Consider the following 17093-nt stretch of genomic DNA (forward strand, 5'->3'; position numbering starts at 1 on the left):
GACTAATTTCGCACCGCCATTCTCAGACCGGCTGATCCGCGCCATCCGCGACGGAGCGCAGGATACCGTCAATCAGGCAGGCCAGCAGATCGTCCAGCGCCAGTTGCAGATTGCGCCGACGCTCACGATCCGTCCCGGCTTCCCGGTCAGGATCATCGTCACCCGTGATTTAGTGTTCGAGCCGGCAGGAGGTTAACCATGACGAAACTGAAACTCGGCCCGCTGCCAGACGACAAGCCCGTGAAGATCACCGTGGAGATGCCCGCGCCGCTCCACCGCGATCTGGTCGCCTACGCCGAGGTGCTGGCCCGCGAAACCGGCCAGCCCGCCGCCGATCCCGTCAGGCTCATCGTGCCGATGCTGGAACGGTTCATTGCAACTGATCGGGCGTTTGCTAAAGCACGACGGACTGATTTGGGCAAGAACTCGCAGCTGTGACCGCCATGGCCCTTGCCAAACTTAAAAATCGCCGAAACGCCGGATTGTCATTCCTAGCGGACCATACCGCTGAAAACGGGAGGATTTCCCCTCGAATCGGGCGATAAATGGCACCAGGGAATTGGGCAACGGTCATTGCTTCACTTACCAGCGTCAGGCCGCGACCCAACGCCACCAAAGGCACTAGGTTGTCTCGGCTAACCTGCTGCACCTGAATTTCTGGGTGTCTGCCAAGATCCGCTAGGCACCGCACAAGATGATCATGAATTTCCTGTCCTGGAGCCGTCTCGCTGACGATAAAGGTTTCTTCCGCGACGTCGCGCCATTCTAAATCTTCCCGGGCGGCCAACCTGTGCTGATCAGGCAAAACTACGAATACTCTCTCCGACCACAGATGCTCACGTTCGCAATCTACCCACTCGCGCATTCCAGTGATGAACGCGACGTCGAGGCTGAGCTGTCGGATTGCAGCGACATGCTCCGCAGGATTTCCGTCGATCATCTCAATCCTAATCCTGCGATGACGTTGGCCAAAACTGTGCAAGACATCAGCGAGGAAACCCGAGGCGATGGAAGAATATATCCCAATCCGAACACGCCCCACTTCAGATCGGCCCGCCGAGGCCACGGCATTCGCGCCTTCGCCAATAGTTCTAATGGCCTTCCGTGCTCGCGGGAGGAAACGCTGCCCGGCATAAGTCAAGGATACGCCCCAAGCATGGCGATGGAAAAGCGACGCGCCAATCCGATCTTCAAGATGAGCAATGCAGCGGCTGATTGCCGACTGCGAGATCCCGATAGCCAAGCCCGCCTTTCGGAAGCTGCCGTGTTCTGCGGCTGCAAGAAAATAGCGAAGATGCCGAACCTCAATTTCAGCGCCGTAGGTTGCATCAAGTGGAGACCATCGCACCACTTATCGGTCCCCCCTTGAGAACATTGAACCCATGAGGCGAAGAGCCCGAATCAGAGGCATCACCGCTTTTCAGTCGAAACCCATCGTCAGCGGTTTATGGGCTTTCTTAACTTCGCCTTGGCCTACATCGTCGCCCCGATCTGCCAAGGCACAAACTCAACGCGGCCAAAGCCCTGCGCCTCACTCTTAGTGGGTTTACCTGACGCGACTTCAAGGATCGCGGCGTAGATCTCCGCGCCTTTGTCCTGCAAGGATGTCCCGTCAATGATGTCGCCGCAGTTAATATCCATGTCGTCGCCCATGCGCGACCAAAGATCGTTGTTTGAGGCGAGCTTGATGCACGGAACAGGACGATAGCCCGATACCGATCCGCGCCCCGTGGTGAACACGATAAGATTGGCACCCGATGCAATCTGGCCCGTGACCGAGCAGGGATCGTAGCCTGGACTGTCCATGAACACGAAGCCCGACGTGCGAACGGGCTCGCCGTAGCGATAGACAGCGGACAAGGGCGCGCTGCCGCCCTTGGCGACGGCGCCAAGGGATTTTTCGAGGATCGTGGTCAGCCCGCCCTTCTTGTTTCCGGGGCTCGGGTTGTTGTTCATATGGCCGCCGAAGCGCGCAGTGTAGTCCTCCCACCACCGTATGCGGGCCATCAGCGCCTCGGCGACCTCAGGCGCGGCACGGCGGGTCAGGAGATGCTCGGCACCGTAGATTTCCGAAGTTTCCGACAAGATTGTAGTGCCGCCCTGGGCCACAACCATGTCTGAGGCGACGCCGAGGGCGGGGTTGGCAGTGATTCCCGACAGTCCATCCGAGCCTCCGCATTGCAACCCGATCACCAGTTTGGAGGCCGGGATCGGAACGCGCTTCACCTGGTTCGCGGTCTCCGCGAGTTCGCGCAGCACGGGTCGGGCCGCATCAATCGTGGCGCGGGTTCCGCCCTGGTTCTGGATGGTCAGGAAACGGAAATGTGCCGGGTCCTTCAGCTGTGGCGCAGACTGCAGGACCGGGAGCTGCATGACCTCGCAACCAAGGCCGACGACGAGGATCGCTCCAAAGTTCGGATGCTGCGCATAGCCCGCAAGCGTGCGCAGGAGAATGTCATAGCCCTCGCCGCGGTCGGCCATGCCGCAGCCAGTGCCATGAGCGATGGGCACGATTCCGTCCACGTTCGGCAGATCGTTGAGAAGGCCGCGTCGTTCGGCATCCTCCGCGATGAACTGCGCGACGGAACCGGAGCAGTTCACGGTGGTTAGGATGCCGATGAAGTTGCGCGTCCCCGCCCGCCCGTCGGCGCGGGGAAAGCCAAGAAAGCTGTCCTGTTGCGCTGCTGGCGTGATTGTCGGCATCCCGCTCTGCCCCGCGTCCCCACCCCGGTCTTCGCCCATGCCGAGATTTTGCACATGGACATGGGCGCCGATTGGAATGTCCATCGTCGCCGTGCCGATGATCTGGCCGTATTTGCGCACGAACTCGCCCTCGCGGATGAGCCTCAGCGCGAACTTGTGGCCCCGGGGAACAGCCTCGCTCGCGCCCTCTTCGCCAGGGACGAGATCCGTGAGGGCGATCCCGACGTTATCCTCGGGATGTAGCCGGAGGACACGCGCCATAGTCATGGCCTGACCACCGCCTTGATCAGCTCCTCACGATCAGCCGCAAGCGCAGGAAAGCGGGTGCTCAGTTCAGAAAGCGGAAACTCTGCCGACAACAGCGCCGCCGTGTCGATCTTCCTGTCGCGGATCGCCGCCATCACGCGCTCGAAATCCGACTTCAGCGCGTTGCGGCTTCCGACGATGCGGGTCTCCCGCTTGTGGAACTCGGCATCCTCGAAGGTGATCGTGTCCTTGACGACGCTGACCAGCACATAGGTGGACCCGTGAGCCAGCAGCGGGAAGCCTGCCTCGATGGCCTTCGCTGTGCCGGTGGCGTCGAAGATCAGGTCGAAGCCGTCGGCAAGATCACCTTGCAGAATCGCCTTGCCGTCGTCGTGTAGGTGAGCGAAGCCGAACCTCCGACCAGCCAGATCCAGCCGACGGCGGCTCAGATCCAGAAGGTGCACCTCCGCGCCCTCCAGCTCGGCGAAAAGGGCCGTCCCGATGCCGATGGGTCCCGCGCCGGTGACAAGAACCCGGTCTCCCGCCTGAATGCCGGAGCGAGCGACGGCATGGGCGCCGATTGCAAGGAACTCGACCATCGCAGCCTCGGTCTCGCTTAGGCCCTCAGCGGAATAGAGGTTCTCGATCGGCACCGCGATTCGGCCGCAGAGCCCGCCGTCCCGGTGGACGCCCAGAACCTCGATCCGGGTGCAACAATTGGGCTTCCCGCGCCGGCAGGCCCGGCAGGCCCCGCAGGACAGATAAGGGTTGATGACGACCAGAGATCCAGCCTCCATCCCACCGGCGGCATGAACAAGCCGACCCGAGAGTTCGTGGCCGATGACGCGGGGGTATTCCAGATAGGGGTGTTTGCCCGCGAAGATGTGGTAATCGGTGCCGCAAAGCCCGACGGCTGCGATGTCGACCAGCGCCCAGCCCTCGGGTGCGGATTCGGGCACAGTGGCGTCACGCAACTCGAACCGTCCCGGTTCGATGCAGGTCCCGGCTAGCATAGTACGAACTTCCTGCTCCGCGATTTTCTGGGGAACGCTCATTGCAGCGTCTCCTTGTTGCGTGCGGTCCAGTTGTCGGGAAGTGCGCCCTTGATGATCAGGCTAAGCACGTCGTCCTTCGAGACCTCATCGATCCGATAGGAGCCGACATTGTGGCCCCGGTTCATGACGACGACGCGGTCGCAGAGATCGAAGACATCGTGCATGTCATGGCTGATCAGAAAGATTCCCACGCCTTCCTGGCGCAACTGCTTGATAAGTTCGCCCACCATTGCTGTCTCCGCAGGGCCCAACGCCGCAGTTGGTTCGTCCATGATCAGGCATTTGACATTGAAGTAGATGGCGCGTGCGATTGCGATTACCTGCCGCTGACCACCCGAGAGCCGCGAGACCGGATCGCCAAGGTTACGGAAGTTCGGGTTCAGCCGCGCAAGCACCTTGCGCGCTTCCTCCAGCATCCGCTTGTCATCGAGATTGCCCCATCGAGTGCGCAATTCACGGCCCAGAAATAGGTTCGCAGGGGCGTCCAAGTGGTCGGCGAGCGCCAATGTCTGATAGATCGTCTCGATCCCATGGTCGCGAGCGTCATGGGGAGAGGCAAGCTCGGCTTTCTTCCCACCGACGCGGATTTCACCAGCGTTTGGCGCCATTGCGCCTGACAGTATTCGCATCAGGCAGGATTTTCCTGCGCCGTTGTGGCCCAAAACCCCGACAACCTCGCCGGGATAAAGGTCCAGCGACACGCCGTTCACAGCGTGAACGCCACCAAAGTGCTTTTCGATCTCGATCATTTCAACGAGAGGGGTAGTCATGGTCGTGCCCTTCATCATCCCGGAAAGGCCCGAGCGACAGGATAACCCGCCGCCCAGGCTGTTGTGGCAGCACCGTCTCAGTAAAGGACGTTCTTCGCTTCGTCCGAGTCGATATTCTCCTTGGTTACGAAGACGACTCCGGTGTCGATCTGCGGTTCGACACTGTTCCCGCCAACCAAGTCGAGCACCGCCTTGACCCCCAGCTCGCCCATCTGGAACGATCCCTGCACCAGTGTGCCAGTCAGCGTCCCGTCCTTGACGAAGGCTTGCAGATCCTCGTTGCCGTCAAAGCCGATGGCGACAATCTGACCGGCTTTCCCGGCCTGCTGGATTGCGCGGCCCATACCGACGGCCGTCGGTTCATTGGCTCCGAAGATACCAACCAGATCCGGGTTGGCAGCCAGAACGTCCGTGGTCTGGTTCAGAGCGGTCGCCATCTGCGATTGCGAGTAGTAGGGGCCGACGATCTCGATTTTCGAGTTGGCCTTGATCTCCTCGACAAAGCAACCGACCCGGCCGATTTCAGAGCCGACGCCGGCAACGTAGGACATGACCGCAACCTTGCCCTCACCACCTGTCGCCTCGATCATCTTCGTCGCAGCGAGCTTGCCCGCAGCGCAGTTGTCGGTGGACAGGAAGGTCTGGAACGTGCCTGCGCCACCCTCGCCAAGCGCCGAGTCGATGATGGCGACGGGAATGCCCGACTCGTTTGCGCGTTTCACGGCCGGGATCAGCGCCTCGGGGTCGGACGGCGCCAGGACAATGCCGGCGACGCCACGGTTCACCGCGTTGTCGACCATGTTGACTTGATCGGCAACGGCTGATTCCGCAGCGGGGCCGTCAAAGCTCATGGTGTGTTCAGAACCTTCCACAGCGGCAGAGGCACCTTTATTGACGTTCTGCCAGAAGTTCGAGTTGGTGGTTTTCACGATGACGGCGATTTCGTCCGCCATCGCCGTCGCCGGGAGCGCCAGGATGGCACCGAGGGCAAGCGCAGCTTTCAGGGTAATCTTCATTCTCTCCTCCATTGAACAGGTTGAAACTCGTACGGTACGCTCACCGTCGGTTGCGCATCTGGTCGATAAAGACCGCCAGGATGACGACGATGCCGATGATGATCTGCTGGATGAAAGCCGAGACACCGGCCATATTCAGGCCATTCCTCAGCACACCAATAATGAAAGCGCCAATCATGGTGCCGGAGATCGTGCCCACCCCTCCCATAAGGGAAGCCCCACCGATCACCGCTGCAGCGATGGCGTCGAGTTCGTACATCACGCCTTCGTTCGGTTGCGCGGTGACAAGGCGAGACATCAGCACGTTTCCAGCGAGTCCAGCCAGCGCGCCGGACATAACGTAGGCGGCAATTTTTGTGCGCACGACGTCAACACCCGAAAGACGCGCGGCCTCTTCGTTGGAACCTGTCGCATAAAGATGCCGCCCAAGTGCGCGTCGACGAAGCAGATAGGCAGCCCCAATCGCAGTGATAACAAGAAGAATCGCAGGATAGGGAATTCCGGGGAAGATCACCTTATTCAGGCCGTTCGGCTGCATTTCGACCACGCGAAAGAGAGCCCCGTTTCCAAGCCGGCCAAACGCCTCGCCGAGTTGTGAAATTGGTGCTGCGCCGGTCATCTGTAGCGCTGTGCCTCGGGCGATCAGCATCATGCCCAGCGTCGCAACGAATGGTGTGATCCGCATTTTGGTGATGATCAGGCCATTTGCCAGCCCACAAAGCGCACCGACGGCAATTCCGGCGGCCATCCCCAAAGGAACTGGGACGCCTGCTTTCACAAGTAATCCTGTAACCGTCCCCGAAAGTGCAAGGACTGAACCCACGCTCAGGTCGATACCACCCGTTATGATGACCATTGTCATCCCGATACCCAGGAGTCCGATCACCGAAGTCTGGAGAAGAACCGTCAACCCGTTGTTGACGGAGAAAAAGGCGGCATTCCCGAAGGCGAACACCCCAATTAGCAACGCTAGCGTCGCCAGCGCTGAAAGTTTGTGAAAGGTATCGGCGTTCACGCCGGGCACAGACTTCTGCTCCCGCGCCCCGTTTGCAGCAACCGACATGAAGCTCCTCCCATCTCGGTATATAATAATTTCATACAGCAATCGCGCATCCGACAGCTCATGTCAATTGTCTTTTATCATTGTATGCAAAGGCGCTTCTAGCTAGTCTGGGAGAAAGAAGGAGTCTGCGCGTGGCCAGAACAGACGAGCGGTTTCGAGAAGCATACAACGCACTGCTGGACTACTGCGAAACGTTGGCGCCTGGCGACCAGCTGCCGGCGGAACTTGCTCTGGCAGCGCATCTCGATGTCAGTCGCACCGTCGTGCGCACTGCCCTGGAGCGAATGCAGGCCAAAGGGTTGGTGAGGTGGCAGGGGCGTGAGAAGACGCTGTTGCGACTGCCTTTGCAGGACGACAGGTTGCACGTTCAGATGGAACAGTTGTCAACGGAGGAACTTGAGCGAGTCTTCCTTGATTGGGTCTTGCGGTTCGATGTACCGCCAGGCACCGCTCTGAACGTCACCGAAATGGCCCGGAAATTTGGGGTGCCGCCTCATAGCCTTCAGGAATTCCTCGCTTCGCTCAGCCGATTCGGACTAGTGCGCCGACGGCCGCGAGGCGGGTGGGAGCTGGTCGGCTTTACCCGAGACTATGCCATTGAGCTTTCGGATTTCCGCATGGTCCTCGAATTGAACGCAGTCTCACACTTGGTTGCACTGCCTACCGACCATCAAATCTGGCAGCAGCTCGCCGCGCTGGAGGCCGAGCACCTCGCTCTCGCGGCCGAGATAGACACGCGCTTTCACGATTTCTCGGTTCTAGACGAGAGGTTCCATACGACTATTGGCAGTGTGGTGCGCAATCGGTTCGTGGCCGAGTTCCAAAAGGTCATCACCCTAGTCTTCCACTACCACTATCAATGGGACAAGAAAGACGAGCGCGAGCGAAACCTTGCAGCGATAGGCGAGCACCTTCGCATCATCGAAGCGCTGACGGACCGCAACGAAGACGGAGCGCTGGCGGCGGTGCGTGATCATTTGCGAACATCGAAACAGACACTTCTGTCGTCACTCCGCAGTCACGCCCTGGCCTAGCTAGGCCAGGGCTGAATCTGCGCCAGGAGGCCAAGGTGTGGTCGCCGCAGCGAGATTGCGGTTCAGTGACGAGACCTGCGTGGTGCCGATCAAGACGGACGCGGCGAGAGGGTGCCTCATGGCGAATTGGAGCGCAGCCGTGGCCAACGGAACCCCCACGCTTTCTGCGCGCCGCCGAAGATCTTCCGTACGGGCTAAAATTTCTTCTGAGGCAGGAGCATAGTCGAAATGGGCGCCGGGAACTGGTCCGGTTGCAAGTATGCCCGAATTGAAGATCCCGCCCAGCACCAGACTTACATTGCGATCACGGCAAAGGGGGACAAGTTCATCCTCGGCAGAACGATCGAGCAATGTAAGTCGTCCGGCTAGCAGGATTACATCGATTTCGGCGCTGCGCATGACCTCAACGCAGACTTCGTTTTCGTTCACACCCAGCCCATAGGCACCGATCCGACCCGCCGCCTGGAGCTTTCTCAACCGAGGAATCCCGGTCTTCAGCAAGTCTGCGATATGGCGTTCATGCTCGTGACCATGAGTTAATCGCCCGATGTCATGAACGTAAACAATGTCTACATACCTCGTGCCCAGCCGCTCGCAACTCTGCTCGAATGCAGCCTCGATCCCGTCGCCCGTGTAGTCGTAGCTGACGCTATTCGGTAACGGCTCGATGAAGCCATCCGCCTCAGCAAGCTGTGGTCCGGGCGCGAGAAGCCGCCCAACCTTTGTGGAGAGAGTGTAGTCCTCTCGCGCCCGTCCGCGAAGAAACTGCCCGAGCCGCAGTTCAGACAGGCCGCGCCCATAGTGAGGCGCAGTATCGAAATAGCGGATACCGTGCTCCCAGGCTCGCGTCAGAACGGCTAGAGCCGTTTCGTCATCGACCTTGCGATAGAGATTGCCGAGACCCGAGCATCCGAAGGAGAGTTGCGTCACCTCGACCTCGGTACGACCGATACGGTTGCGTTTCATGCCCGTTCCTCCGCTTGGACCAAGGCCTTTTTCAAGCGGGGCTGGGGCTCAGTGCAGCCGATCTCAACCGACCAGTCGAGGAAGAGCCCTATTCGGCGGCGCAGTTTCTCGGCATGGTTCTGCGCAATGTCCGATAAACGGTGGGCAAGATATGGGTTGGCGAAGCGGTCCAGAGTCGTGGCGACGTAGGCGGGCGCCTCGTCATAGCCTGCCGCCGTGAAGACCGGCAGAACCTCTTCTGCATAAAGGCTGTCCAGATCGGAGCGAGCTGCGGCATCCGCCATAACGTCGCGCACCAGTGGTGCGCCCGTCCCGCCCGAAGCCAGCCATCTTGCGACCATGTAACTGTGGCCGAGGTTTAGGATATGCAGCTTCAGCCGCTCGATCCGGTCGAGGTCCTCGACCACTTGAATCGCTGGGTGCCGGCAGGGAAGGGCCAAACCAGGCTGGCCTTCGACGGCCCAAAGCGCATAGGGTTCGGCGACAGCACCGGCGGGTTCCAGCGGCTCGGAGACGATCCGGTCCACCAAGGAGTTCGCGAAGGCGACATCCGCCGCGATCCACTCTGCAAGTGCGGCGTCCAGCGCCCCGGCCAGTTCCAGCACCCGTGCCCGAAGCACGTCGCCATTTCGCACCACCAGTTCCGTCGGCATGACAGTCAGAGGTCGTCCTCCGGAAGCATAGCGCGCGCGCAGGAGGTGTGTCAGCTTGGCGGGGAACGACATCTCCTGCCGGAAGGCGGCCGCGTTGTCTGCGGCCTGTGGCAGCCAGCCAGAATCGGCGGTGTTCGAGAGGATGACCGCCACCTCCTCTGCTGCGATCCGAGTGATTTCGTCCCAGTCGCTTCCTGTCGCCAAGGTGCGCCGAACTGAGGTAACGTAGGTTTCCCGCCGGATGGGATGGCCGCCCTCAATCCCCTCGATCCGAACGGTGAAGCCGCCCGGTGCCGCCAGCGCCTCAAGCCGACGTGCGCGCGCGGCATCACCGCTCGATTGCACCACCGTTACCGGGCCAAGCGCTTCGCCGAGCTCCAATGCCTCTGAGATGAACAGATCAGCGTGGGCCTGAAGAAAGCGGCTGGTGCCAAATTGCAGGATGGGTGTTTGCATCGACTCCTCCTCTTGACGACGGTTCTTTATGATTACATACATAAAGTCAAGCGTGGACGAGGGAGGGGAAGAGAATGATCGACGCACATCAGCACTTCTGGCGATTATCGCGAGGGGACTACCCGTGGCCGAACGAAAGCGTCGCACCCATCTTCCGGGATTTCGCTCCGGAGGACCTGCTGCCCCTTCTCGAGGCCGCCGGCGTGCAACAAACTGTCGTCGTCCAAGCCACGGATAGCGTAGCTGAGACCGAGTATCTCCTGGAGATGGCCGGCGGCCTCGACAGTGTGGCCGGTGTCGTGGGTTGGGTCGATCTGTCGACCAAGGACGCAATCGTTACCATCGAACGCCTTCGTGCGAACCCGAAGCTGAAGGGCCTTCGGCCGATGCTACAGAACATCGAGGAGACGGACTGGATTAACCGGCCGGAGGTGCAGCCCGCACTTGCCCATATGGCAGAGATCGGCCTGCGTTTCGATGCGCTGATCCAGCCGCGCCATCTTCCATGCCTGCTCCTGACCGCGCGTCAGCATTCCGGCCTGCCGATTGTGATCGACCATATCGCCAAGCCCGCCATGGGCGGTGTCGACCCCGACGACGCATGGCTGGAAGGCATCGCCGGGCTCGCCACCTGCCCGAATGTCTGGTGCAAGCTCTCGGGCTTGATCACCGAGATCGGTCCCGGCTGGCGTCACGACGATCTTGTACCCTTTGCCAGGCATGTGCTGGATTCCTTCGGGCCAGAGCGGGTGATCTGGGGATCGGACTGGCCAGTCCTCAACCTTGCCGGGGACTACGCCGGCTGGATCAATGCAGCGCGGAAACTGGTGGCACATCTGCCAGCCAAAGCGCAGGATGCCATCTTCGGCGGCAATGCCGAACGCTTCTACGGACTTTCCTGATGGTGCAGCTTCTGTGCATCGGCGAGGCCATGGCCGAATTGCGCCGCGACGGCGACGGTTTCGCCACGAGTTTCGCCGGCGACACCTTCAATACGGCGGTCTATTGCCGCCGCCTCCTGCCCGACGATGGCTCCGTGGGATATCTGAGCCGCATCGGCCGCGATCCGCTGTCGGAGGGCTTCCTGACGCTCGCCCGGGCTGAACGCATCGACATCTCCGCGATTGGCCAAGAGGCGGACAGGAACATCGGGATCTATTCTGTGCAGACCGATGCCACGGGGGAGCGGTCGTTCCATTACTGGCGCGGCGATTCCGCGGCGCGGCAGCTTTTCCGTGATCCGGCCGATCTTGATGCGCTGGAGCGGGCGGACATTCTTTGCCTCTCGGCGATCACACTTGCCATTGTCGCGCCGGAGGCGCGCGCCGCATTGCTCTCCCGGCTTGCTGCATTGCGAGGCGCGGGCGCTCGCATCGCCTTCGATTCGAACTACCGCCCGCGGCTTTGGCCGGATGCCGATACGGCGCGCGACTGGATCGGCAGGATGTGGCGCCTCACGGACATCGCACTGCCCTCCGCCGACGACGAACAGGCATTGTTCGGCGACAGCGATGAGGGTGCTGTCCTCACCCGACTGCGCGCTTGGGGTTGCCATTCGGGGGCGCTGAAATGCGGTGCGAAAGGCCCGGTGCCCCTGGACGGGACGCTGGCCAGCCTGCCGCAATTCCCTCCTGCGCCGCGCATCGTCGATACGACCGCTGCGGGCGATAGCTTCAACGGCGCCTATCTCGCCGCACTGCTGCTGGGACAGGACGAGGTGACGGCAATGCAGTGGGGGCACCGTACCGCCAGCGAAGTCATCGGCCGGCCCGGCGCAATCGTTGCGCTGCCGCCTTTGCAGGCATGACGATCATCGGGGTTGGAAGGATCAGGGATGCTCAAGGGAATCGATTCACTCATCAATCCCGATTTGCTGTCGGTGCTGGCGCGCATGGGGCATGGCGACGAAATCGTGGTCTCCGATGCGAATTTTCCTTCGGCCTCGGTCGCGGCCCGAACCATGGTCGGACGTGAACTCCATCTGAGTTGCGATGCCGTTCGCGCCTTGCGCGCGATCCTGTCATTGCTGCCGCTCGACGCGCATGAGCCGAACCCGGTCACGACGATGCTGGTCGTGGACGATCCCGACGCTCTGCCTGAACCCGTCGCAGAGGCAATGCCGATCCTTGCAGTGGAGGGCGTGGTGCCTTCGGGGCTGGAGCGATTCGCTTTCTATGCCAGGGCGCAAACAGCATTCGCGGTAGTTCGTACCTCGGATACCCGGCCTTACGGAAACTTCATCCTCCGCAAGGGTGTGATCAGCAAAACGCCCTGATGGTCAGGCCCGGTTGGCCCGAAGCACCCTTCAGACCCGACATGTGGACCGGGCTTCGGTCCCACATCGCCGTGGCTCGGGCGGTCGCCATGGACGGCTATCCCCGTTGTCCTGTTTCAATGCGCCGTTATGAAGCCGGCAGTTTGCTCCGGCGCCTCTGGCATCCGGTTTACGCCGGCGCCTGATTTCAGCCTGCAAGGTGTTGCTCCGCTCTGGCCCTTGCACGGGAGCGCAAATCGTCCAGCAGGGCTATTCCGGACCAGGGTGATGTCTTTTCAGTGAAAGCCTGATGCACCAGGCCGCAAAGGCGCTCGTTGACGGGTGCCCGGCCTTTCGTCCGTATCGCCAGCGATACTATCTCGCCATTGATCCAGTCCACCTCGGGCATGCGCCCGGCGGCCAGATCATCGGCCATCGAAGACCGGGCGGTTGCGTCGATCTTCAGCATCCTGCCGGCAAGAAGCCGAAACAGCGGGTCGGGCAGACGCAACAGCGCAGGCATCCACGAGGCCGGAAGAGGCATGAGCCGCGCCGGTCGAATGTGGCCCGCAATCTTCAGAACGGCAAGTGCTTCCTGTTGCGCCATCGCAAGACACCGGCGATAGTTTCGGTCTTCCAACTGCTTGCGCAGAGGAAGGCCGGAGAGAGCGTTGATCGCATTGTTGAGGTTTAGGAGCAGCTTTGCCCATTGAACCGCCTCGATGTTGGTCCGCCGGTCGAGAGGCAGGCCGGCGTCGAGGAAAGATCGTGCTGCGATGTCCAGCCCGGGATCATCCTCGACCGCAAGGAGTCCTTCCGTCGCGCGATGCAGGTGGTTCGACCCGCGCCAGACGATGTTGAACGGCACCATGCCGCGCAATATGCGCGCCTCCGGCAAGACAGCTTTCAAAATGCCACCGTTGCGGACACCGTTCTGAAGGCTCAGAATCGTTACCTGCGGCGAAAGAACGGGTTGGAGCGACCTGGCGGCCTCCTCCGTTTGCGCGGACTTCACCGAAAGGACGACAAGATCGCAATGCCGAAGAGAGGCGATGTCGGTGGAAAACCGGATGGCCTGCGGCGGGACGGTTTCATCGCGGCCGTCGATGTCGGTCAGTCGCAGGCCTCCTTCCTTCCATGCCTTTTCCTTGTCGGCCCGCCCCACGAAGCGGACATCGGCATCTGCGGCCGCAAGGCAGCCGCCAACATATCCGCCGACGGCGCCCGCCCCGAAGATACCGACACGCAACTTGCCGGTTCCATTGCCTTTCCGGTCGACGCCCATGATCCCGTAACGTCCGCTTCTTTTCCCGTTTCAGAATTATGCAGTCCTGTAACTTCTTGTGGCGAGAAACCCGAAAGCCGCCGCAAGCGGGAACATGATCACGCCATAGACTGCTGCGGGCAAAGACAATTCAATGCTGCCGAGGATGGATTGCGCCACCACGATGGCCAGCGCCGCGTTGTGGATGCCGACCTCAAAGGCGCTGGCGATCGCCTGCGAGCCGGACATGCCGAACCGCAGCGGCACGACATATCCGATCGCAAGGCTGATCGCGCAAAACAGCACGGTGATGCCCAACAGATTGGTCATGTGAGCGGCGAGCACATCGAAGTTCGCAACGATGGCCCCTACGACGACGACAAGCAGGATCACGGCCGAAGCGATGCAAACCGGGCGATCCAGCATGCCGGCAAGGGCGGGCCTCGCCCTGCGGATAGCCATGCCGATCACGACGGGAACGAGCACGATGAAGAAGACTTCCAGAACCTTTCCAAACGCAAGTCCCATCATCATATCCCCCGGCCGGAACCATATGATTGCCAGGTTCACCATCACCGGAAGCGTTGCGATCGCGATGACGGAGTTCAGCGCGGTCAGGCTGATGTTGAGCGCGACGTCGCCCCGGAACAGGTGGCTGTAGAGGTTGGCCATCGTCCCGCCCGGCGACGCGGCAAGAAGCATCATCCCCGTGGCAAGCGCCGGCGGCAGCGCGAAAACCACAACCAGCGCGAAGCATATCAACGGCAAGATCACCAGCTGGCAACCGAGGGCCACGAAGATCGGCTTCGGCTGCCGGAAGATCCGGGTGAAATCCCCGATAGCAAGATGCAGGCCAAGCCCCAGCATGATGATGGCCAGCGCAACTGGCAAGGCCACAAGAACAAGGCTTGAGTCCACGAGTTTTCTCCCCTTAGCATCTAGGTCGATTTCTGACCGGACTCCGCCACAAGCCGCAGCCCACGGCACCTCAAATCCCTTCTCCTGGTCAACCCGCGACGGCCGACACGGATTTGCCGGCCTTCAGGCCCGAGAACAGGCAGCCCCCCAGAAACGTCCCTTCAAGCGCGCGATAGCCATGCATCCCGCCGCCGCCGAAACCGGATGCCTCGCCAGCCGCATAAAGGCCGGGGAAGGGCTGCCCATCGTGGCGAAGGACACGCCCTTCCAGATCCGTCTCCAGACCGCCGAGCGTCTTGCGCGTCAGGACGCTCAGCCGGACCGCTATAAGCGGGCCATGCGCCGGGTCGAGAATCCTGTGAGGCTTTGCAGTCCGTACAAGCCTGTCGCCAAGCGACCTGCGGGCGTTGTGAATGCCCATGACCTGCGCATCCTTGGCGAAACCATTGGCCATTTCACGATCCCGCGCCAGGATCTCTGCTCGCAGGCCGTCCTCGGAAATCCTGTCATTGCCGACGAGCGCGTTCATTCCCGAGACCAGATCGGACAGAGTTTCCCGGACGACGAAATCGGCGCCGTGCCGCTTGAACGCCTCGACCGGCTCGGGCGCGCGCTTTCCGACCGCACGCCGCAGAACCTGCCGCCAGCTCTTTCCCGTCAGGTCGGGGTTCTGTTCGGAGCCGGAAAGCGCAAACTCGCGCCGGATGATGGATTGGTTCAGGACGAACCAGGAATAGTCCTCGCCCGTGTTCCTCAGATACTCCAGCGTTCCCAGCGTATCGTAGCCCGGGAAGAACGGCGCAGGAAGTCTTTTGCCGAAGGCGTCGAACCACATGGACGAGGGTCCCGGCAGAATGCGGATGCCGTGGCCGGGCCAGATCGGATTCCAGTTTTCCAGACCCTCGACATAGTGCCACATGCGGTCCGGATTGATCACCCGCGCACCGGCGGTCTCGGCAATACCGATCATGCGACCATCGACATAAGCGGGGACGCCGGATACCATTGTCTTCGGTGGCAATCCCAGACGGGCTGGCCAGTTCTTCCGAACGAGGTCGTGATTTGCCCCGATGCCGCCGGACGCGACGATGACCGCTTCTGCCCTCAGCTCGAATGCACCGACTTCGGCACGGCTCGTCGAAACGCCACGCTCCGCATTGCTCGCTTCCAGAACGGCCCCCTGAACGCCCTCCACCGTCCCGTCCGAAACGACCAGCCCGTCCACGCGGTGCCGGAAGCGGAACGACAGACGCCCGCTCCTCGCAGCCTCGCGCGCACGCCGAACGAACGGATCTATAACACCGGGACCCGTTCCCCATGTCACATGGAAGCGCGGGACGGAGTTTCCATGTGACGTGGCCGCCCAGCCACCGCGCTCCGCCCAGCCAACGACCGGAAAAAGGCGGTGTCCCATGGCGCGAAGCCATGCGCGTTTCTCCCCGGCCGCAAAGGCAATATAAGCCTCGGCCCAGCGTCGCGGCCAGGTGTCTTCCTCACGGTCGAAGCCTGCCGTTCCCATCCAGTCCTGAATGGCGAGATCGTAACTGTCACGGATGCCCATGCGTCGTTGCTCGGGGCTGTCGACCATGAACAATCCGCCGAACGACCAGAAGGCCTGACCGCCGAGGTTCTGTTCGGTTTCCTGATCGACCACGATAACGCGGCGACCGGCATCTGCGATTTCGGTCGCAGCGACCAGACCCGCCAGCCCCGCGCCGATGACAATTGCATCCGCATCCATGCTTCGCTCCTCCCCAGGTGCGAGAAATCGCTCCGGCGCTTTTCTTGCGCCTTGGAAGCTCCTAAAATAGTTGAATGAGTATTACTGTCAACAATGACAATAGTGGCAGGAGTCAGCCTCGCCGGAAGCGCCGAACGCCGGAGGTGGCCCGGCAGGCGGCGCTGGAGGCCGCAATGGAACTGCTTCGGTCAGCAGGTCCGACGTCCGTCACCTTGCAGGCCGTAGCCCGGGCGACCGGCATGACGCACGGTAATGTTACGCACCATTTCGGGACCAGCTCAGCCTTGCATACGGAACTGGTCGCTCGTATGGCCCAAGATCTCGCATCGAGAGCGGATGATGCCGTGACGAAGTTGCGACGCGGGGACATGGCAGCTGAAGACGTCGTCGATCTGGTATTTGCTGCATTCGTCGACACCGGCTGTGGGCGGCTGGTAGGGTGGCTGTCGGCGACCGGCGACAAGCAGGCGCTTTCGCCCATCTTCGAGGTATTGAACGCCAGCGTGCGGATGTTCAGGACGGGCGAACCATTGATCGCCGAGCCTGAGAAAATCGGCGCGGGGCCAATCGCACTTGAAATCCTTAGCCATGCCCTCACAGAAAGCCTTATTGGATCATCGCTCGAAAGCGCAACAGATATGTCTGCCGGAAGCCTCCGCAGGATCGCGGCAGAACGCATTCGAGCCCTTCGAGCTGTTGAAGAGACATCGGCGACCTCCGTCTGAAGCTCCTCTCGGCACAGAAACGCAATCAAGGAACCAGCGCGTCTGAAATGACGCGGCCCGCTGAGTTGGCGGAAAGACTTGGATGCCCTTCTCCGACCCGCTCAAGCCGCGCAAACAAGCGTAGCAGGGCAGTCGTATACTCTGCACTCAAGATCCACCCAAAACATGTCTTCCTTTTGGTGCGGACTCGCACTCATTGAAAGTAACGGCCCGATTGTTACCGCCTGCC

18 protein-coding genes are annotated in these 17093 nt (G+C 61.2%); 7 read left to right on the plus strand and 11 right to left on the minus strand.

Annotation, left to right across the window (positions count from 1 at the left end):
* On the plus strand, window positions 1–196 hold a 196-nt coding region (locus FE811_RS21490), incomplete at its 5' end, for a TrbI/VirB10 family protein (protein WP_305034197.1).
* Between the two features lie 2 nt (window positions 197–198).
* Window positions 199–438 carry a DUF2274 domain-containing protein gene (locus FE811_RS21495; protein ID WP_140848712.1) on the plus strand — a complete coding sequence of 80 codons (240 nt, stop codon included), beginning with the start codon at window positions 199–201 and terminating at the stop codon, window positions 436–438.
* Here the strand turns inward: FE811_RS21495 and FE811_RS21500 are convergent.
* From FE811_RS21500 to FE811_RS21525, 6 genes are all read right to left on the minus strand, one after another.
* On the minus strand, window positions 395–1351 hold the full coding sequence (locus FE811_RS21500; RefSeq protein ID WP_370362690.1) for a LysR family transcriptional regulator: 957 nt from the start codon (window positions 1349–1351) through the stop codon (window positions 395–397). The genes FE811_RS21495 and FE811_RS21500 overlap by 44 nt on opposite strands.
* Window positions 1352–1473: 122 nt before the next feature.
* A complete protein-coding gene (locus FE811_RS21505) occupies window positions 1474–2970 on the minus strand; it encodes a UxaA family hydrolase (protein ID WP_140848714.1) in 1497 nt (498 codons plus the stop codon).
* On the minus strand, window positions 2967–4004 hold the full coding sequence (locus FE811_RS21510) for a zinc-binding alcohol dehydrogenase family protein (protein WP_140848716.1): 1038 nt from the start codon (window positions 4002–4004) through the stop codon (window positions 2967–2969). Before FE811_RS21510 ends, FE811_RS21505 begins: the two co-directional genes overlap by 4 nt.
* Window positions 4001–4774, minus strand: coding sequence for an ATP-binding cassette domain-containing protein (locus tag FE811_RS21515; RefSeq protein WP_219848918.1), 774 nt, complete (start codon window positions 4772–4774; stop codon window positions 4001–4003). Before FE811_RS21515 ends, FE811_RS21510 begins: the two co-directional genes overlap by 4 nt.
* A 77-nt stretch (window positions 4775–4851) precedes the next feature.
* Window positions 4852–5790, minus strand: a complete 939-nt coding sequence (locus FE811_RS21520; RefSeq protein ID WP_140848718.1) for an ABC transporter substrate-binding protein — start codon at window positions 5788–5790, stop codon at window positions 4852–4854.
* 40 nt (window positions 5791–5830) lie between these two features.
* Window positions 5831–6853, minus strand: a complete 1023-nt coding sequence (locus FE811_RS21525; protein ID WP_140848720.1) for an ABC transporter permease — start codon at window positions 6851–6853, stop codon at window positions 5831–5833.
* 131 nt (window positions 6854–6984) lie between these two features.
* On the opposite strand from FE811_RS21525, the gene FE811_RS21530 reads away from it, so the two are divergent.
* Entirely contained in the window at window positions 6985–7887 is a 903-nt protein-coding gene (locus FE811_RS21530; protein WP_140848722.1) for a GntR family transcriptional regulator, read from the plus strand.
* On the opposite strand, the gene FE811_RS21535 is transcribed toward FE811_RS21530, so the two are convergent.
* A complete protein-coding gene (locus FE811_RS21535; RefSeq protein ID WP_140848724.1) occupies window positions 7888–8853 on the minus strand; it encodes an aldo/keto reductase in 966 nt (321 codons plus the stop codon).
* Window positions 8850–9962, minus strand: coding sequence for a mannitol dehydrogenase family protein (locus FE811_RS21540; RefSeq protein WP_140848726.1), 1113 nt, complete (start codon window positions 9960–9962; stop codon window positions 8850–8852). The genes FE811_RS21535 and FE811_RS21540 overlap by 4 nt, the downstream gene beginning before the upstream one ends.
* Before the next feature lie 74 nt (window positions 9963–10036).
* Here FE811_RS21540 and FE811_RS21545 point away from each other — a divergent pair, with 74 nt between their 5' ends.
* The 3 genes from FE811_RS21545 to FE811_RS21555 are packed head-to-tail and all read left to right on the plus strand — an operon-like array spanning window position 10037 to window position 12237.
* Entirely contained in the window at window positions 10037–10864 is an 828-nt protein-coding gene (locus tag FE811_RS21545) for an amidohydrolase (RefSeq protein WP_140848728.1), read from the plus strand.
* On the plus strand, window positions 10864–11769 hold the full coding sequence (locus FE811_RS21550; protein ID WP_140848730.1) for a sugar kinase: 906 nt from the start codon (window positions 10864–10866) through the stop codon (window positions 11767–11769). The genes FE811_RS21545 and FE811_RS21550 overlap by 1 nt, the downstream gene beginning before the upstream one ends.
* 27 nt (window positions 11770–11796) lie before the next feature.
* Window positions 11797–12237, plus strand: coding sequence for an RbsD/FucU family protein (locus FE811_RS21555; RefSeq protein ID WP_140848732.1), 441 nt, complete (start codon window positions 11797–11799; stop codon window positions 12235–12237).
* 187 nt (window positions 12238–12424) lie between these two features.
* Here FE811_RS21555 and FE811_RS21560 read toward each other — a convergent pair whose 3' ends face one another.
* The 3 genes from FE811_RS21560 to FE811_RS21570 all read right to left on the minus strand — a co-directional run bounded on the left by FE811_RS21560 (window position 12425) and on the right by FE811_RS21570 (window position 16139).
* The gene (locus tag FE811_RS21560; RefSeq protein WP_140848734.1) at window positions 12425–13501 is read right to left on the minus strand and encodes a 2-dehydropantoate 2-reductase; all 1077 of its coding nucleotides are present in this window, start codon (window positions 13499–13501) and stop codon (window positions 12425–12427) included.
* A gap of 36 nt (window positions 13502–13537) precedes the next feature.
* Window positions 13538–14398, minus strand: a complete 861-nt coding sequence (locus FE811_RS21565) for a bile acid:sodium symporter family protein (RefSeq protein WP_140848736.1) — start codon at window positions 14396–14398, stop codon at window positions 13538–13540.
* 88 nt (window positions 14399–14486) lie between these two features.
* The gene (locus tag FE811_RS21570) at window positions 14487–16139 is read right to left on the minus strand and encodes an FAD-binding dehydrogenase (RefSeq protein ID WP_140848738.1); all 1653 of its coding nucleotides are present in this window, start codon (window positions 16137–16139) and stop codon (window positions 14487–14489) included.
* A gap of 173 nt (window positions 16140–16312) precedes the next feature.
* Between FE811_RS21570 and FE811_RS21575 the strand changes: the two genes are divergently transcribed.
* Entirely contained in the window at window positions 16313–16864 is a 552-nt protein-coding gene (locus tag FE811_RS21575) for a TetR family transcriptional regulator (RefSeq protein ID WP_181180920.1), read from the plus strand.
* Window positions 16865–17093 lie beyond the last annotated feature (229 nt).

It is taken from the genome of Paracoccus sp. FO-3, assembly GCF_006386455.1.
Lineage (GTDB): Bacteria > Pseudomonadota > Alphaproteobacteria > Rhodobacterales > Rhodobacteraceae > Paracoccus > Paracoccus versutus.